Genomic DNA, 16,922 nt, shown 5'->3' with positions numbered 1-16,922 from the left:
TTATTTTCCTGAGTGCCCCTGTGGCCGTCGTTCCAGCCGGCCACCTGCAGCACCGGGATCAGCACCGCGGTCAGCAGCACCAGCACCACCGCGATGCCGTCCACGCCGAGCGAGTAGCCCGCCCCGAACGCCGGTATCCACTTGTGGCTTTCGACGAACTGGTAGGTGGGGCCGCCGGCCTTGAACCCGACGGTGACCACGATCGCCACCGCCAGCGTCAGCAGTCCGACGACCAAGCCGGTCCACTTGGCGAGCTGCCGCAGCCCCGGGGGCAGCAGGATGATCAGCAGGGAGCCCGCCAGCGGCAGCAGCCACAGGACGCTCAGCCACGGCACGCTCATAAGCGCCGCTCCTCCTCATCGCTTCGCTCTGCATCGTCGCCGGCGCGGTTGAGAAAACTTCCGTTCACCACACCCTCACCGCCAGGATCAGCGCGGTCACCAGCACGGCGCCCGCCAGCATCGACAATGCGTAGTTGCGGACAAAGCCGGTTTGGAAGCGCCGCAGGCCGTTTGAGGTCCGGCCCACTAGCGCCGCCAGGGCGTTGACCGAGCCGTCGACGCCCGCGTTGTCGACTTCGACCAGTGCGTCGGTCAGCTGCGCGCCGGGGCGCATGAACACCTCCTCGTTGAACGCGTCGCCGTAGAGGTCGGCGCGCGCGGCGGTCGTGAGCGGCGACACCCGCACGGGGGCGACCCGCGGGATGGGCGCTGCGGCGTACATGCGGTAGGCCACCGCGATACCGACGGCGACGACGCCCAGCGCGACGACGGTGGTGACCCAGGCGGGCAGGGCGTGCGCCGCCTCTTCGTGCACCCCGACGACGGGCTCGAGCCAGTGCTGCAGGGCGCCGCCCCACCACAACAGGAAACCCGAGAACACCGAGCCGACGGCCAGCAGGATCATCGGCCACGCCATCACGGCGGGCGCCTCGTGCGGATGGGCGCCGGGGGCCCAACGCTTTTCACCGAAGAACGTCATCAGCATGACCCGCGTCATGTAGAACGCGGTGACGCCGGCGCCCAGCAGCGCGGCCCCGCCCAGCACGTAGCCCCGGGTGTCCCCGGTCGACAGCGCCGCCTCGATGATCTTGTCTTTGGAGAAGAAGCCCGCGAACGGCGGCACGCCGATGATCGCCAGATACCCCAGCCCGAACGTGGCGAACGTGACCGGCAGCGCCTTGCGCAGGCCGCCGTAGCGGCGCATGTCCTGTTCCTCGTGCATCGCGTGGATGATCGACCCGGAGCCGAGGAACAGCCCGGCCTTGAAGAAGCCGTGGGTCAGCAGGTGCATGATCGCGAAGGCGTAGCCGGCCGGGCCGAGGCCGGCCGCCAGCACCATGTAGCCGATCTGGCTCATCGTCGAAGCGGCCAGCGCGCGCTTGATGTCGTCCTTGGCGCAGCCGATGAACGCCCCGAACAGCAGGGTGACGGTGCCGACGATGACGACGCCCAGTTGCGCGCCCGGCGAGAGGTTGTAGAGCGGGTTGGACCGCACGATCAGGTACACCCCGGCGGTCACCATGGTGGCGGCGTGGATCAGGGCGGACACCGGCGTCGGGCCCTCCATCGCGTCGCCCAGCCACGCCTGCAGCGGAACCTGCGCGGACTTGGCGCAGGCGCCCAGCAGCAAGAGCAACCCCATCGCCGTCACCACGCCGCTCGAAGCCGAAGGCGCGCCGGCGAACACCCCGGCGTACGACAGCGTGCCGAAGGTGCCGAACATCAAGAACATTCCCACCGCCAGCCCGGCGTCACCGACCCGGTTCATGACGAACGCCTTCTTGGCCGCGGTGGCGGCCGACGGCTTGTGGTACCAGAAACCGATGAGCAGGTAGGAGGCCAGGCCGACGCCCTCCCAGCCGACGTAGAGCACCAGGTAGTTGTCGGCGACCACCAGCAGCAGCATCGAGGCCAGGAACAGGTTGAGGTAGCCGAAAAACCTTCGGCGATCGGGGTCTTCGGCCATGTAGCCGACCGAATAGATGTGGATCAGCGATCCGACCCCGGAGATCAGCAGCACGAAGCACATGGACAACTGGTCGAGCTGCAGCCCGAAGTCCACCTGCAGCTGTCCGACCGGGATCCAGGTGAACAGCTTCTGGTGGATCGTGCGATCGGCCTCGCCGCGGCCGAGCATGTCGGCGAGCAGCGTCGCGCCCACCCCGAACGCCGCCAGCGCGGTGGCGCAGCCCAGCAGGTGGCCCCACGCGTCGGTGAGCCTGCCCCCGAACAACAAGATCGCGGCACCCGCCAACGGCAGCGCCACCAGCAGCCAGGTGTAGTCAGTCATCTCGGCGTTCTTTTAGCCTTTGAGTAGGTTCGCGTCGTCGACCGACGCGGATTTGCGGGCACGGAAAATCGTCATGATGATGGCCAGGCCGACGACGACCTCGCAGGCGGCCACGACCATCGTGAAGAAGGCGATCATCTGGCCGTCGAGGTGGCCGTGCATGCGCGCGAACGTGACGAACGCCAGGTTGACGGCGTTCAGCATCAGCTCGACGCACATGAACATCACGATGGCGTTGCGGCGCAACAGCACGCCCGAGGCTCCGATGGTGAACAGCAGTGCCGAAAGGTATAGGTAGTTGGCCGGATTCACGACGCGCCACCTTTCACCGCTTCGCCCGCGCGGGTCTGTTTGACCTCTGCCCCGTCGCCGCCGCGGATCCGCAAGATGGGCGACACCGACAACTCCGAGTACGAGCCGTCGGGCAGCAGCGCGGCGACGTCGACCGCGTTCTGGCGCGCGTAGACGCCCGGGTTCGGCAGCGGGGTGGGGCGCCCGCCGGCCCGGAAGCGCTCCTCGGAAAGCTCCCGCTGGGTCTTGCGCCGTTCGAAACGCTCCCGGTGCGCCAGCACCATCGCGCCGACGGCCGCGGTGATCAGCAGGGCGCTGGTCAGCTCGAAGGCCCACAGGTAACGCGAAAAGATCAGCGCCGCCAGGCCTTCCACGTTGCCGTTGGCGTTGGCGGTGGTGAGTCCCACAAAACCACCGGTCGCCACGTTGCCGATGCCGGCCAGCAGCAGCACGCCGAACCCGACGCCCGTCAACACGGCCGCGACGCGCTGGCCGCGCAGCGTCTCCTTCAGCGATTCCGCGCTGTCCACGCCGATGAGCATCAGGACGAACAGGAACAGCATCATCACCGCGCCGGTATAGACCACGACCTGGACGACGCCGAGGAACAGCGCGTCCTGGATCATGTAGAACACCGCCAGGATGATCATGGTCATCGCCAGGAACATCGCCGAGTACACGGCGTTGACCGCGAGCACCACCCCGAGCGCGCCGATCAGCGCCACCGCGCCCAGCACCCAGAACGTGACCGCCTCGCCGGTGGAGGTGCGAACGATGGTCTCCGAGGCGAGGTTTGAGGCGAGCACCGCGATCATCTTGTGTCCCCCGCCGTGTCTTTCGCGTCGCTTCGCACGCTTAACCCCTGCGCGGTCACGTTGCCCTGGTAGTAGTCCTTGTCGGTGGCGCCCTCCGCCCGGGGGTGCGGCGGCGCGAGCATGTCCTGCAGCAGCGGGGCGAGCAGCCGGTCCTTCTCATAGATGAGGTCGGCGCGGTTGTCGTCGGCCATCTCGTAGTCATTGGTCATCGTCAGCGCCCTGGTCGGGCAGGCCTCGATGCACAGGCCGCAGCCGATGCAGCGCAGGTAATTGATCTGGTACACCCGGCCGTAGCGTTCGCCTGGCGAATACCTCAGCTCCTCGGTGTTGTCGGCGCCCTCGACGTAGATGGCGTCGGCGGGACACGCCCATGCGCACAGCTCGCACCCGATGCACTTCTCCAGGCCGTCGGGATACCGGTTGAGTTGGTGGCGCCCGTGGTAGCGCGGCGCGACCGGGCCCGGCTTTTCGGGATACTGCTCGGTGACCCTCTTCTTGAACATCGACCCGAACGTCACGCCGAATCCTGCTACGGAGTCGAAGAACTTAGGCACGTGCTTTCTCCTTGCTCGCGCCGACTTTCTGCGCCGGCAGCGGCGGTGTCGGGAACGCCGGCCCGGTTGTTTCCGGGGCAGGGATCGCGCCGCCCTGGCGGCGCAGGTCGCGCTCCATCGCGCGAATCGTAGGCGTGCTGAACGGTTTTCGTAACAGCAGCACCAGCACCACGGCGAAGACCAGGCTGCTGGCCACCAGGATCGGCGTCCAGTGCGCGTACCCCTGGTTGCGCGCGGTGCGGATCACCGCGGCGATCAAAACCCACACCAGCGAGGCCGGGATCAGCAGCTTCCAGCCCAGCGCCATGAACTGGTCGTAGCGCAGCCGGGGCAGGCTGGCCCGCAGCCAGAAGTAGATGAACAGGAAGGTCCACATCTTGGCGGTGAACCAGAGCACCGGCCACCAGCCGGTGTTGGCGCCCGCCCACATGTTCAGCGGCCACGGCGCGTGCCAGCCGCCGAAGAACATGGCGGTGGCGAGCGACGAGACCGTCATCATGTTGACGTACTCGGCCAGCATGAACATCGCGAACTTCAGCGACGAGTACTCGGTGTGGAATCCCGCGACCAGCTCGCCCTCGGCCTCGGGCAGATCGAATGGCGCCCTGTTGGTTTCACCGACCATCGAGACGAGGTAGATCACGAACGACGGCAACAGCAAAAAGACGTACCAGACCCGGTCCTGCGCGCCGACGATCTGAGAGGTCGACATGGAGCCGGCGTAGAGGAACACCGCGGCGAAAGACAGCCCCATCGCCACCTCGTAGGAGATGACCTGCGCGGTGGAGCGCACCCCGCCCAGCAGCGGGTAGGTGGACCCCGACGCCCAGCCGCCCAGCACGATGCCGTACACCCCGATCGCCGACAGGCCGAGGATGAACAGCACCGCGACCGGAAGATCGGTCAGCTGCAACGGCGTGTGGTGGCCGAACACGGACACCACCGGACCGAACGGGATGAACGCGAACGCGGTGAACGCCGGAATCGTCGAAATCACTGGCGCCGCAAAGTAAACGAACTTGTCGATGCCGCCGGGGGTGATGCTCTCCTTCAGCGCCAGCTTGATCCCGTCGGCCAGGCTCTGCAGCGCGCCCCACGGGCCCGCCCGGTTGGGGCCGGGCCGCAGCTGCATCCAGCCGAGGATCTTGCGTTCCAGCAGGATCGCGACCAGCACGTTCAGCATCAGGAAGACGAAGATGGCCAGCGCCTTGCCGAGCACCAACCACCAGGGGTCGTGCCCGAAGGCGGACAAGGGGACGGTCATGTTCCCGCTCCGATCGCGACGACGCTGCCGAGGGTTACGCCCAATTTCCGGTGCACCGCCGAACCCGGCGAGTTCAACGGAAGCCACACCACCCGGTCGGGCATGTCCGTGATGGCCAGCGGCAGCATGATCGAGCCGCGCGGCGTGCTGACCGTGACGTTGTCGCCGTCGGCGGCGCCGATCTCGGCGGCGGTTTCGGCCGACAGCCGGACGACGGGCTTGCGCGCGGTGCCCGCCAAATGCGGTTCACCGTCCTGCATTCGGCCCTCGTCGAGCAGCAACCGCCATCCGGCCAGCACGGCCTGTCCCTGCTCGGGGGTGGCCGGTTCCGGCGCAGCGACCTGCGGGTCGGCGGCGTGTCCGCCATCCCAGGTGCCGAGGGCGGCGAGTTCCTCGCGGGCGGACTCGACGGTGCCGGTGTTCAGGTAGATACCCATCTCGTCGGCCAGCGTGTCGAGCACCTTGTGGTCGGACTGGCCGGCCTCCCCGCTGGTGCCGCGCAGCGCGGGCGCGAACGCGCGGTAGCGGCCTTCCCAGTTGACGAAGGCGCCGGACTTCTGCGTCGTCGGCGCGACCGGGAACACCACGTCGGCGCGCTCGGTGACGGGGCTGTGCCGCAGCTCGAGGCTGACGACGAAGCCGGCGGCGTCCAGCGCGGCCAGCACCGCCTCCGGATCGGCGAAGTCGTTGGGTTCGATGCCGCCGACCAGCAGCGCCCCGAGGGACCCGTCCGCGGCGGCGGCCAGGATGCCGTCGGCGTCCCGCCCAGGCGTGGAAGGCAATTCGTCGACGTTCCACGCCGCGGCGACCTGTGCGCGGGCGGAGTCGTCGGCGACCGGGCGGCCACCCGGCAGCAGCGTCGGGAGCGCGCCGGCTTCCAGCGCGCCGCGCTCGCCGGCGCGGCGCGGCACCCACGCCAGCCGGGCGCCGGTGGCGTCGGCCAGGCGCGCCGCGGCGGACAACCCGCCGGGCACCGTGGCCAGGCGCTCGCCGACCATGATGACCGCGCCCGGTTTCGCGAGCAGTTCACCGGCCTCGCCGGTGGCCAGCCCGTCCAGCGCGGCGGCTTCGGCGCCGGGAACGGTCTTGACCAACCGGCCCGACATCTTCGTCAGCGCCCGGGTGGCGAACGGCGCGATCGCGTACACCGGCAACCGGTGCTTGCGGGCGGCCTTGCGCAACCGCAGGAACACGATGGGCGACTCGTCCTCCGGCTCGAAGCCGACCAGCACCACCACGGGCGCCGACTCCAGGTCGGAGTAGCTCACGGTCACCGGCCGGCCCGCGACGCGGGCGGCCAGGAAGTCGGCCTCCTCCGCGGAGTGCGGGCGGGCGCGGAAGTCGATGTCGTTGGTGTCCAACGTGATTCGGGCGAACTTGCCGTACGCGTAGGCGTCTTCCCAGGTCACCCGGCCCCCGACCAGCACGCCGGTGCGCCCGCGGGCAGCCTCGAGTCCCTGGGTCGCCGCCGCGATCGCGTGCGACCACGACACCGGCTGCAGCGTCCCGTCGGCGTCGCGGAGCAGGGGAGTGGTGATGACGTCCTGCTGGGTCGCGTAGTTGAACGCCCACCGGCCCTTGTCGCAGTTCCACTCCTCGTTGACCTCGGGGTCGTCGCCGGCCAGCCGGCGCAGCACCTTGCCGCGGCGGTGGTCGGTGCGCTGCGCGCAGCCCGAGGCGCAGTGCTCGCAGACGCTCGGGCTGGACACCAGGTCGAAGGGCCGGGCCCGGAAGCGGTACGCGGTCCCGGTGAGCGCGCCCACCGGGCAGATCTGCACCGCGTTGCCCGAAAAGTACGAGTCGAACGGCTCGTTGGCGTAGATGCCGACCTGCTGCAGGGCGCCGCGCTCCTGCATGTCGATGAAGGGGTCGCCGGCGATCTGCTCGGAGAACCGCGTGCAGCGGGCACACAGGATGCAGCGCTCGCGATCCAGCAGCACCTGCGAGGAGATGTTGATCGGCTTGGCGAACGTGCGCTTGACATCGGCGAAGCGGGAATCGGCCCGCCCGTTGGACATTGCCTGGTTCTGCAGCGGACATTCGCCGCCCTTGTCGCACATCGGGCAGTCCAGCGGGTGGTTGATCAGCAACAGCTCCATCACGCCGTGCTGGGCCTTGTCCGCCGCCTCGGAGGTGAGCTGGGTGCGCACCACCATGTCTTCGGTGCACACGATGGTGCACGACGCCATCGGCTTGCGTTGTCCCTCGACCTCGACCATGCACTGCCGGCACGCGCCGACCGGGTCGAGCAGCGGGTGGTCACAGAACCGCGGGATCTGGATGCCCATCAGCTCGGCTGCGCGGATCACCAGAGTTCCCTTGGGAACCGAGATCTGGTTGCCGTCGATGGTCAGGGTCACCATGTCAGGCGGCGTCGCCTCGCCGTCACCGGTCTGGGTCTTGGCCGCACTAGTCATACGACGTCACGCCTCTCCGTTCGCGTTCAGCACCGAGTCGCGCGGGTCGAACGGGCAGCCGCCCCCCTCGACGTGGGCGACGTATTCGTCGCGGAAGTACTTGATCGACGACATCACCGGGCTGGCGGCGCCATCGCCCAACGCGCAGAACGACTTTCCGAGGATCGCGTCGGAGATGTCGAGCAACTTGTCGAGATCCTCGTGAGTGCCCTTGCCGGTCTCGAGCCGGGTGTAGATCTGGTCCAGCCAGAACGTGCCCTCGCGACACGGGGTGCACTTCCCGCACGACTCGTGCTTGTAGAAGTACGTCCAGCGCTGCACGGCGCGCACCACGCAGGTGGTCTCGTCGAAGATCTCCAGCGCCTTGGTGCCCAGCATCGAGCCGGCGGCACCGACGCCCTCGTAATCCAGTGGCACGTCCAGATGTTCGTCGGTGAGCAGCGGCGTCGACGACCCGCCCGGGGTCCAGAACTTCAGGCGATGCCCGGCGCGGACCCCGCCGGCGTAGTCGAGCAATTCGCGCAGCGTGATACCGAGCGGGGCCTCGTATTGGCCCGGGCGGGTGACATGTCCGGACAGCGAATACAGCGTGAAGCCAGGCGATTTCTCGCTGCCCATCGATCGGAACCATTCGACGCCGTTGAGAATGATTGGCGGCACGCTGGCGATCGTCTCGACGTTGTTGATCACCGTGGGGCAACCGTAAAGCCCGGCCACGGCGGGGAACGGTGGCCGCAGCCGGGGCTGGCCGCGCCGGCCCTCCAGACCCTCCAGCAGCGCGGTTTCCTCGCCGCAGATGTAAGCGCCCGCACCGGCGTGCACCACCAGCTCCAGGTCGTAGCCGGATCCTTCGATGTCGCGGCCCAGATAGCCGGCGGCGTAAGCCTCGGCGACCGCGTTCTGCAGCCGGCGTATTACCGGCACCACTTCACCGCGCACGTAGATGAAGGCATGGCTGGCCCGGATCGCGTAGGAGGCGATGATGGCGCCCTCCACCAACAGGTGGGGCGTCGCCAGCATCAGCGGAATGTCTTTGCACGTACCGGGTTCGGATTCGTCAGCATTGACTACCAGGTAGTGCGGCTTGGCGGCCGGACCCGAGTCGCCCTGCGGGATGAACGACCACTTGGTTCCGGTCGAGAAGCCGGCGCCGCCGCGACCGCGCAGACCCGAGTCCTTCACGGCCCCAATCACCGCGTCGGGCTCCATCTTCAGGGCCTTCTTCAGCGCCTGGTAACCGTCGTGGCGCTGGTAGGTCTCCAGCGTGAACGACTTCGGGTCGTCCCAGTAGGCGCTGATGACCGGGGTCAGCGGGGTGGTCATGACTCGCCTCCGGGAGCCGGCGGGGCTTCCATGCCCTTCTCCTTCGCCACCTGCAGCCCGGCCAAAGTGGCTGCACCGGCGCCGCCCTGGCCTTCGTCGGGGCGCTCGTCGGGCAGGCCGGCCAGGATGCGCGAGGTTTCGCGGAACTTGCACAGCGCACCGCGGGTGGGAGCCTTGGGATTTCCGGACCGCAGCGAGTCGACGAGTTCGCGTGCCGACTCCGGGGTCTGGTTGTCGTAGAACTCCCAGTTGACCATCACCACCGGGGCGAAGTCGCACGCCGCGTTGCACTCGATGTGCTGCAACGTGACCGAGCCGTCGTCGGTGGTCTCATCATTGCCGATGCCGAGATGTTCTTTGAGCGCGTCGAATACCGCGTCGCCGCCCATGACCGCACACAGCGTGTTGGTGCAGACGCCGACCAGGTAATCGCCGGTGGGGCCGCGGCGGTACATCGTGTAGAAGCTGCCGACCGCCGACACCTCGGCACCGGTCAATCCGATTTGCTCGCCGCAGAATTCGAGTCCCGCCGGTGTCAGGTAGGAATCCTCGGCTTGGACCAGGTGCAGCAGCGGCAGCAGCGCCGAGCGCTTGTCGGGGTAGCGGCCGATGATCTCCTTGGCGTCGACCTCGAGACGGGCCCGCACCTCGGGCGAATACGACTGTGGCGCACCCTCGGTCACAAACGCGTTGGGTTCCTCGGGCGGCGGTCCGAGCCGGATGAACACCGGCTGACCCTGCGGCCCGGTCATCGGTCCACCCCGCCCATCACCGGGTCGATGCTGGCGACCGCGGCGATCAGGTCCGCGACCATGCCGCCCTCGCACATCGCGGCGACGGACTGCAGGTTGGTGAAGGAAGGGTCCCGGTAGTGCACGCGGTAGGGCCGGGTGCCGCCGTCGCTGACCATGTGCACGCCGAGCTCACCGCGGGGCGATTCCACCGCCGTGTAAACCTGGCCGGCCGGAACGCGAATGCCCTCGGTGACCAGCTTGAAGTGGTGGATCAGCGCCTCCATCGAGCTGCCCATGATCTTCGCGATGTGCTCGGGCGAGTTGCCCATGCCGTCCGGGCCGACCTTCAGGTCGGCGGGCCAGGCGATCTTGCGGTTCTCGACCATCGTCGGCCCCGGCCGCAACTTGTCCAGACACTGCTCCACGATCTTGATCGACTCCCACATCTCCTTGACGCGAATGATGTAGCGCCCGTACGCATCACAGCCGTCGTCGGTGATCACGTCGAACTCGTAGTTCTCGTAGCCGCAGTAGGGTTCGCTCTTGCGCAGGTCGTGCGGCAGCCCGGTGGAACGCAGGATCGGCCCGGTGATGCCCAGCGCCATGCAGCCGGTCAGGTCCAGGTAGCCCACGCCCTCGGTGCGCGCCTTCCAGATGGCGTTTTCGTTGAGCAGCTCGCCCATTTCGCGCAGCGGCTGCTTCAGTTCTTTGAGGGCGTCGGCGATCTCGGTTTCCGCGTTGGGCGGCAGGTCCTGCGCGACGCCGCCCGGCCGGATGTAGGCGCTGTTCATCCGCAGGCCCGTGATCGATTCGAACAGCTTCAGGACGATCTCGCGCCCGCGGAAGCCGACGAACATCGGGGTCATCGCGCCCAGTTCCATGCCGCCGGTCGCGAGCGCGACCAGGTGCGACGAGATGCGGTTGAGCTCCATCATCATCACCCGGATGACGTTCACCCGCTCCGGGATCTCGTCGGTGATGCCGAGCAGCTTCTCCACGCCCAGGCAGTAGGCGGTCTCGTTGAAAAACGGTGACAGGTAGTCCATTCGGGTCACGAAGGTGACGCCCTGGGTCCAGTAACGGTATTCGAGGTTCTTCTCGATCCCGGTGTGCAGGTAGCCGATTCCGCACCGGGCCTGCGTGACCGTCTCGCCCTCGATCTCGAGGATCAGCCGCAGCACGCCGTGCGTGGACGGGTGCTGGGGGCCCATGTTGACGACGATGCGCTCGCCGGGGTCCGCGTTGCGGGCGGCGTCGACGATCTGGTCCCAGTCCTGACCGCCGGCGACCAGGACCGTTTCAGCTTGAGTCATTAGTTGTAACCCCTGCGTTCGTCGGGCGGAGGTATCTGCGCGCCCTTGTACTCGACCGGGATGCCGCCCAGCGGATAGTCCTTGCGTTGCGGGTGACCGTGCCAGTCGTCGGGCATCTCGATCCTGGTGAGCGACGGGTGCCCGTCGAAGATGATCCCGAAGAAGTCGTAGGTCTCGCGCTCGTGCCAGTCGTTGGTCGGGTAGACGCCGTACAGCGACGGGATGTGCGGATCACTGTCCGGCGCAGCCACTTCCAGCCGCAGCCGACGGTTGTGGGTGATCGACTGCAGCGGGTAGACGGCGTGCAGCTCCCGTCCCGTTTCGTGCGGGTAGTGCACCCCGTTGACGCCCAGGCACATCTCGAAGCGCAGCTCGGGTTCGTCGCGAAGCCGCTGCGCGACCTGCGGCAGCAGATCGCGGCGCACGTGCAGGGTCAGCTCGTCGCGGTCGACGACGATCTTCTCGATCGCATCGTCGAATTCGATGTCGTTGCGGCCCAGCGCTTCCGCCAGCCGGTCGGCGATGTCGTCGAAGTAGCCACCGTAGGGCCGGGGGCTGCCGCCGGGCAGCGTGATCTCGCGCACCAGCCGTCCGTAGCCGGAGGTGTCGCCGCTGCCGCGCACCCCGAACATGCCGCGGCGAACGTCGATGACTTCTTCGTCGGCGGTGGGGACGGAGCCCCCCACTTCGCTGGCCGCCACCGTCGGGTCGTGGTCGGGAGAGCTCATCGCAGCAGTCCGCGCATCTCGATGGTGGGCGTGGCGGCCAGCGCCGCCTGCTCGGCCTCGGCGATGGCTTCTTCGCGGTTGACGCCCAGCGGCATTTCCTGAATCTTCTCGTGCAGCTTGAGGATTGCGTGCAGCAGCATCTCGGGGCGGGGCGGGCAGCCGGGCAGGTAGATGTCGACCGGCACGACGTGGTCGACACCCTGCACGATCGCGTAGTTGTTGAACATCCCGCCCGACGACGCGCACACGCCCATGGCAAGCACCCATTTCGGCTCGCCCATCTGGTCGTAGATCTGGCGCAGCACCGGGGCCATCTTCTGGCTGACCCGCCCGGCCACGATCATCAGGTCGGCCTGCCGGGGCGTCGCCGAGAACCGCTCCATGCCGAAGCGCGCGATGTCGAACCTCGGTCCGGCGGTTGCCATCATCTCGATCGCGCAGCACGCCAGCCCGAACGTCGCCGGCCACAGCGAGTTCTTGCGCACGTAGCCGGCCACCTTCTCGACGGTGGACAGCAGGATGCCACCGGGCAGCTGTTCTTCCAGGCCCACTTCTACCTCAATCCCATGTCAGGCCGCCGCGGCGCCACACGTAGGCGTAGGCCACGAACACCGTCAGCATGAACACCACCATCTCGACCAACGCGAAGGTTCCCAGCGCGTCGTAGCTAACGGCCCAGGGATACAAGAACACGATTTCGATGTCGAAGACGATAAACAGCATTGCGGTCAGGTAATACTTCACCGGGAATCGCTGCCCGGCCGTCGCGTGCGGGCCGCTCACCGGGGTTTCCGTGGGTTCGATGCCGCATTCGTAAGCCGCCAGTTTCGACTTGTTGTAGCGCTTCGGGCCGGCGATGCTCGCGATCGCGACCGAACCTACGGCAAACGCGGCGGCTATCCCGCCGAGCACCAGGATGGGTATGTAGACGTTCAACTCGCTCCATGATCCGTCGTAATGTGGCCGCCTTCTCGATTGAGCGGGCGGCCAGGCGGTGACCGGGCTGCTGTGACGAACCGGGTCTGTGGCCCGTCACAGTGACTTTCAACATAGCGTCGTTGGCGTCGGCGCACGTGCTCGGGGTGGTGCTATTTGCCCGGTTTTAACGTCCCCGCATCCGGGCGAGTCGCCGCGGGGGTGCTGAGCACCCGCCCACACGGTCTACGTTTCCGTGTCGGCGCAGGTGAGCGGGGTAATCGCTAGTGAGTGGGGGCGCGGAGCAACCCGAGCACCGTGCGGCCCAGCACGATCGGGTCCAGGGGATGCGGCACGGCCGCGTCGGCGCGCGACCAACTGGCCAGCCACTCGTCGTCGCGGCGGCCGGTGAGCACCAGGATCGGCGGGCAGGTCTCGAGTTCGTCCCGGAGCTGTTTCGCGATGCCCATGCCGCCGGTGGGGGTCGCCTCGCCGTCGAGGATGGCCAAGTCGATGCCGCCCTCGTCCATCGTGCGGATCACCATGGGGCCGGTCGCCACCTCGACGTAGGTCAACTCGGGTAGGTCCGGGTGCAGGTGCTTGCCCAATGCGCGCATCACCCGTTCGCGGGTTTCGACGTTGCTGCTGTAGACAAGGATCCGCAGGGCGCTGCTGGAGTCGGGCACGCTCAGATGGTACTGGTGGCGCGCAAACCCTACCGGGTCGACCGAACGAAGACCGCTTGCGCGGCCGCCGTCGCCGTCCGGCCGATCATGCCGAACCTGTTCCAGCCCAGGTCGAATCGGGCGAGATCGACCTTGGTTTCGCCGGAGATCCGAATCGAGCCGTCGTCCAGCTCGGTGATCGTGACGGGCAGGGGCAGCGGCGCGGTGACGCCCTTGATGGTGAAGCTGGCCCGAAGGTCGGCGGCGCTGCCTGTGGTCGGGTTTACCGCGGTGACGACGACGCTGATCTCACCGAAACGCTCGACGTCGAAGAAGTCGGCCGAGCGCAGGTGCTTGTCGCGACGGCCGATGCCGGTGGACAGCGACGCGGCGCGGATGTCGACGCGGCCGAAGATCGCGCCCTTGCCGGTGAGTTGCCCGTCGCCGCTGAACTCGCCGAAGCGGCCCTTGACATTGAGCAGGCCCCAGAAGTTTCTGACCTTGAAGGTGATGGCCGAGCGATCGGGAACCAGGTTCCACACGCCGGCCAGATCGGGATCGCTCAGCAGTATTTCCAGAGTCGTCATCGTCCTCCCCAGTGACTCGTGGCGAATCTAGCCGTTAGGCGAGCAACGGCGCGATCTCGGCGGGGTCGAAGTATTCGTCGATCCGATCGATGAACCCGTCGGCGCCCACCCTGATCACGATGCAGACCCGCATGGAGATCGATTGGCCGGCCTGGCCGGTGGCGTGCAGGACGTGTTGCTGGACGAAGCCCGCGACGGAGCCATCGTCGAAGAGGCGCCGGTCGAGGATCTCGTAGCGACGCTCGGTGGTGGCGGTGATGAACCAGTCGATGACCCGCATCGCGCGCGACTTATCGTCGTCGCGGCGTGCGCCCGTGCGCCAGACCGCGATGTCGTTGCTCCACAGCCGGTTGACCGCCGTCGCGTCGCCGTTCTCGATCGCCGTGAACAGGCGGTCGGCCAAGTCGACGATGGTCTGGGCGGTGGCAGCGCGCATCGTCACCCTCCTGTCTGATTGTCGGGTTCCTCGTATCCCGGATGGGCGATGGCCAGGCGACGCCGGACCAGCGTGCGCAGGCAGGCCGTGACGTCGTTGGCGCGGCCGTCCAGTTCGCCGGCCCGGATCGCGGCGGCGAGCTCTTCCTCGTCGGCGAACCCCAGGCCGGCCAGCGCCGTGCCCGCTTCCGCTTCGCTTTCGTCGAGCAGTTCACGCTCGACGATGCGCAACGCGTTGGCGGCCACCCTGGCGTGGAAGTTGACCTGCCCGCTGGTCGCCGCGCGGACATCGGTTTCGAGGAACTCGGCCACCGCGGCCACGAGTTCGGCCGCGAGCGGGCGCCCGTACGCGCCGATCACGCGCCCAGCTCCAGCAGGTCGAGCAGGTCCCACTCGGTCTCGCAGACGCGGCGGCCAATGGTCGCCAACTCGACCGAGCGGAACTCGCCGCTGAGGTGCCGCTCCGCCTGGTAGCGGCAGATGACACCCCAGCGCAGCGTGGCCAGCACCAGCCACCAGTGAAACGCCACCCGGTCGACGCTAGTTGCGCCGGCGTCCTCGTAGGCCCGGATGAAGGCTTCGGTGCTCCCGAGGCCGCCGGCCGCCAGGCCGGCCGGGGCGCCGAAGCGCCAGGCCCGGATGCAGAACCAGGCCAGGTCCTCGTACGCCTCGCCGAGGTGGACCAGCTCCCAGTCGAGGACGGCCGCCAGGTTGGAGCCGTCGACGATGAGGTTCCCCATCCGGTAGTCCCCGTGCACCAGGACGGGGGACGACGGCGCGGACGCTCGCGGGCGGTTGCGCTCGAGCCAGCGAAACGCCCACTCGAAGGTGGCGGTGGTGTCGCCCATGGCGTCGAGCCGCTCGCGCCAGTGCGCGAGTTGGTCCTCCGCCTCCAGCCCGGGAATCTTGGCGTCGGCGCGGTGGATGGCGGCCAGCGCTTGCGCGCACTGGTGCAGCAGCCGTGTGCGGCCCGCGTGCCCGTCGCCGGCGTCGAGCTGACGCTGGATGCGCCGGACGATGGTCTCGCCCTTGATCTCGTCGCAGATCAGGAACGGATTGCCCAGTGCGGCAACCGAATCCTCGGCCACCAGGACGTGGGGGACCGGAGCGCCGGCCGCGGCGGCCGCGGCCTGCGCGCGCGCCTCCAGCCCCATGCCGGCGTGCACGTCGTCGGGCGGGCCGGTGCGCAGGATCAGCGAACGGCGCTGCTCGCCCGTGACGGCGTCGAACGCCCACGTGGTGCGGCTGGCGCCGCCGGTCAGCGCCCGCAGGTTCTCGATCGCGGGGGTCGCACCCAGCGCCGGCGCCAGCACCCGTGCCAGCTTGCCGGCCAGCGCCTCGGTGTCGGTCACTTGTGGCCAAACTTGAACAGCCGCTGCGCCACCCGGCGGATCTGGATCTCCTCGGCGCCCTCGGTGATCCGGTAGCGGCGGTGATGGCGGTAGATGTGCTCGAACTGCTCGTGGCGGCTGTAGCCGAGGCCGCCATAGACCTGCATGGCCCGGTCGGCCGCGTCGCAGACCAGCCGGTTGGCGCGGTAGTTGGCCATCGACACCTTGTCGGAGACCTCCATGTGGTGGTTGCGGTCCAGGTGCCAGGCCGCGTACTGCACCAGCAGCCGCACCATCTGGGCCTCGGTCTGCAACTCGGCCAGCGGCCACTGCACGGCCTGGTTGACCGACAGCGGCTTGCCGAACACCGTGCGCCTGCCGGCGTATTCGGCGGCGCGGTCGATGCAGTATTGGGCGGCGCCCAGGCTGCTCGCCGCCTGCCGGATCCGGTTCTCGTGCAGGAAGGTCTGCGCGACCTCCAGTCCGCGGTCCACTTCGCCGAGCACCCCGTCGGCGGGTACCCGGACGTCGGTCAACTCGACCTCGCCGTGGTCGGTGGGCATGTTGAACGTCCACCAGTAGTAGGGGACGCGGAATCCGGGCGCATCGGTGGGGACGAGGAACGCGGTGATGCCTAGCGCGGCCCCCGGTTCGCCGGAGGTGCGCGCGAAGACCAGGTCGTGCGTGGCCCGGTGCACCCCGGTGTTGAATCGCTTGGAGCCGTTGAGCACCCAGCCGTCTCCGTCGCGTTCGGCGCGGGTTTCCAGCCATGTCGCGTCGGAGCCGTGCCGCGGCTCGGTCAGCCCGAACGCCATCGACCGTTCCCCGGTGATCAACGCCTCCGACCAGTCGCGGCGCTGCTCGTCGGTGCCGAAGCGCTCCATCATGATCACCTGCGGGAAGTTCCCGACGATCGACGACTCGTTTTGCAAATCGTTGTGCAGGCCAAGTCCCTTGTGCGCCAAGTGTTCCCGAATGACGGCCATGTCGAGGTTGGTGCCATCGCGGCCACCCAGCGACGTCGGCAGGCCGTAGCGCAGCCAGCCCGCCTTATCGGCCCGCCTGCGCATCTCGGCGAGCAGGTCCTCCCACTCGCGCGTCGGGATGCCGTCGTTGTCCCAATCGGTGCGGGCATGCTCGCGGCGATGGTCGAAGTACTGGATGTGGTCGCGTTCCAGCGGCTTGATCTCCGAGTCGATGAACGCGTCCATCTCGGCGAGCAATCCCGGAAGATGTTCTGGCAGAGTGAAATCCATGT

General features: G+C 68.1%; 18 protein-coding genes and 1 pseudogene. All 19 read right to left on the bottom strand.

The genetic code is table 11. The features are described 5' to 3' along the window. A pseudogene (locus AC5Y7V_RS11620) lies at positions 1 to 341 on the bottom strand (NADH-quinone oxidoreductase subunit M); the annotation flags it as partial. Positions 342 to 405: 64 nt separating this feature from the next. Next, on the bottom strand, positions 406 to 2,292 hold the full coding sequence (nuoL, locus tag AC5Y7V_RS11615) for an NADH-quinone oxidoreductase subunit L (protein WP_499880154.1): 1,887 nt from the start codon (positions 2,290 to 2,292) through the stop codon (positions 406 to 408). A 12-nt stretch (positions 2,293 to 2,304) separates the two neighbouring features. Next, entirely contained in the window at positions 2,305 to 2,604 is a 300-nt protein-coding gene (nuoK, locus tag AC5Y7V_RS11610; protein WP_007168303.1) for an NADH-quinone oxidoreductase subunit NuoK, read from the bottom strand. Beyond that, entirely contained in the window at positions 2,601 to 3,398 is a 798-nt protein-coding gene (locus AC5Y7V_RS11605; RefSeq protein WP_499880153.1) for an NADH-quinone oxidoreductase subunit J, read from the bottom strand. Before AC5Y7V_RS11605 ends, nuoK begins: the two co-directional genes overlap by 4 nt. Beyond that, positions 3,395 to 3,952, bottom strand: a complete 558-nt coding sequence (gene nuoI, locus AC5Y7V_RS11600) for an NADH-quinone oxidoreductase subunit NuoI (protein ID WP_499880152.1) — start codon at positions 3,950 to 3,952, stop codon at positions 3,395 to 3,397. Before nuoI ends, AC5Y7V_RS11605 begins: the two co-directional genes overlap by 4 nt. After that, on the bottom strand, positions 3,945 to 5,204 hold the full coding sequence (nuoH, locus tag AC5Y7V_RS11595; RefSeq protein WP_499880198.1) for an NADH-quinone oxidoreductase subunit NuoH: 1,260 nt from the start codon (positions 5,202 to 5,204) through the stop codon (positions 3,945 to 3,947). The genes nuoI and nuoH overlap by 8 nt, the downstream gene beginning before the upstream one ends. 8 nt (positions 5,205 to 5,212) lie before the next feature. Continuing rightward, positions 5,213 to 7,633 (bottom strand): NADH-quinone oxidoreductase subunit G, encoded by a 2,421-nt coding sequence (locus AC5Y7V_RS11590; protein WP_499880151.1) that lies wholly within the window; start codon positions 7,631 to 7,633, stop codon positions 5,213 to 5,215. 6 nt (positions 7,634 to 7,639) lie between these two features. Beyond that, complete coding sequence (gene nuoF, locus AC5Y7V_RS11585) at positions 7,640 to 8,956, bottom strand: NADH-quinone oxidoreductase subunit NuoF (RefSeq protein ID WP_499880150.1); 1,317 nt, start codon at positions 8,954 to 8,956, stop codon at positions 7,640 to 7,642. Further along, complete coding sequence (gene nuoE, locus AC5Y7V_RS11580) at positions 8,953 to 9,708, bottom strand: NADH-quinone oxidoreductase subunit NuoE (protein WP_499880149.1); 756 nt, start codon at positions 9,706 to 9,708, stop codon at positions 8,953 to 8,955. Before nuoE ends, nuoF begins: the two co-directional genes overlap by 4 nt. Beyond that, entirely contained in the window at positions 9,705 to 11,003 is a 1,299-nt protein-coding gene (nuoD, locus tag AC5Y7V_RS11575) for an NADH dehydrogenase (quinone) subunit D (RefSeq protein ID WP_499880148.1), read from the bottom strand. Before nuoD ends, nuoE begins: the two co-directional genes overlap by 4 nt. Then, positions 11,003 to 11,731 carry an NADH-quinone oxidoreductase subunit C gene (locus AC5Y7V_RS11570; RefSeq protein WP_499880147.1) on the bottom strand — a complete coding sequence of 243 codons (729 nt, stop codon included), beginning with the start codon at positions 11,729 to 11,731 and terminating at the stop codon, positions 11,003 to 11,005. The genes nuoD and AC5Y7V_RS11570 overlap by 1 nt, the downstream gene beginning before the upstream one ends. After that, positions 11,728 to 12,282, bottom strand: coding sequence for a NuoB/complex I 20 kDa subunit family protein (locus tag AC5Y7V_RS11565; RefSeq protein ID WP_499880146.1), 555 nt, complete (start codon positions 12,280 to 12,282; stop codon positions 11,728 to 11,730). The genes AC5Y7V_RS11570 and AC5Y7V_RS11565 overlap by 4 nt, the downstream gene beginning before the upstream one ends. Positions 12,283 to 12,289: 7 nt before the next feature. After that, positions 12,290 to 12,667 carry an NADH-quinone oxidoreductase subunit A gene (locus AC5Y7V_RS11560; RefSeq protein WP_499880145.1) on the bottom strand — a complete coding sequence of 126 codons (378 nt, stop codon included), beginning with the start codon at positions 12,665 to 12,667 and terminating at the stop codon, positions 12,290 to 12,292. A gap of 263 nt (positions 12,668 to 12,930) precedes the next feature. Continuing rightward, the gene (locus tag AC5Y7V_RS11555) at positions 12,931 to 13,332 is read right to left on the bottom strand and encodes an Rv3143 family two-component system response regulator (RefSeq protein WP_499880144.1); all 402 of its coding nucleotides are present in this window, start codon (positions 13,330 to 13,332) and stop codon (positions 12,931 to 12,933) included. A gap of 29 nt (positions 13,333 to 13,361) precedes the next feature. After that, a complete protein-coding gene (locus tag AC5Y7V_RS11550; protein ID WP_499880143.1) occupies positions 13,362 to 13,898 on the bottom strand; it encodes a YceI family protein in 537 nt (178 codons plus the stop codon). 34 nt (positions 13,899 to 13,932) lie between these two features. Then, the gene (locus AC5Y7V_RS11545) at positions 13,933 to 14,334 is read right to left on the bottom strand and encodes a nuclear transport factor 2 family protein (RefSeq protein WP_499880142.1); all 402 of its coding nucleotides are present in this window, start codon (positions 14,332 to 14,334) and stop codon (positions 13,933 to 13,935) included. A 2-nt stretch (positions 14,335 to 14,336) separates the two neighbouring features. Further along, on the bottom strand, positions 14,337 to 14,693 hold the full coding sequence (locus AC5Y7V_RS11540; protein WP_499880141.1) for a DUF6285 domain-containing protein: 357 nt from the start codon (positions 14,691 to 14,693) through the stop codon (positions 14,337 to 14,339). Then, the gene (locus tag AC5Y7V_RS11535) at positions 14,690 to 15,685 is read right to left on the bottom strand and encodes a phosphotransferase family protein (protein WP_499880140.1); all 996 of its coding nucleotides are present in this window, start codon (positions 15,683 to 15,685) and stop codon (positions 14,690 to 14,692) included. The genes AC5Y7V_RS11540 and AC5Y7V_RS11535 overlap by 4 nt, the downstream gene beginning before the upstream one ends. Further along, on the bottom strand, positions 15,682 to 16,920 hold the full coding sequence (locus AC5Y7V_RS11530) for an acyl-CoA dehydrogenase family protein (protein WP_499880139.1): 1,239 nt from the start codon (positions 16,918 to 16,920) through the stop codon (positions 15,682 to 15,684). Before AC5Y7V_RS11530 ends, AC5Y7V_RS11535 begins: the two co-directional genes overlap by 4 nt. Positions 16,921 to 16,922 lie beyond the last annotated feature (2 nt).

The organism is Mycobacterium sp. NGS34 (assembly GCF_059812845.1).
This window is presented reverse-complemented; position numbering and strand designations above follow the sequence as displayed.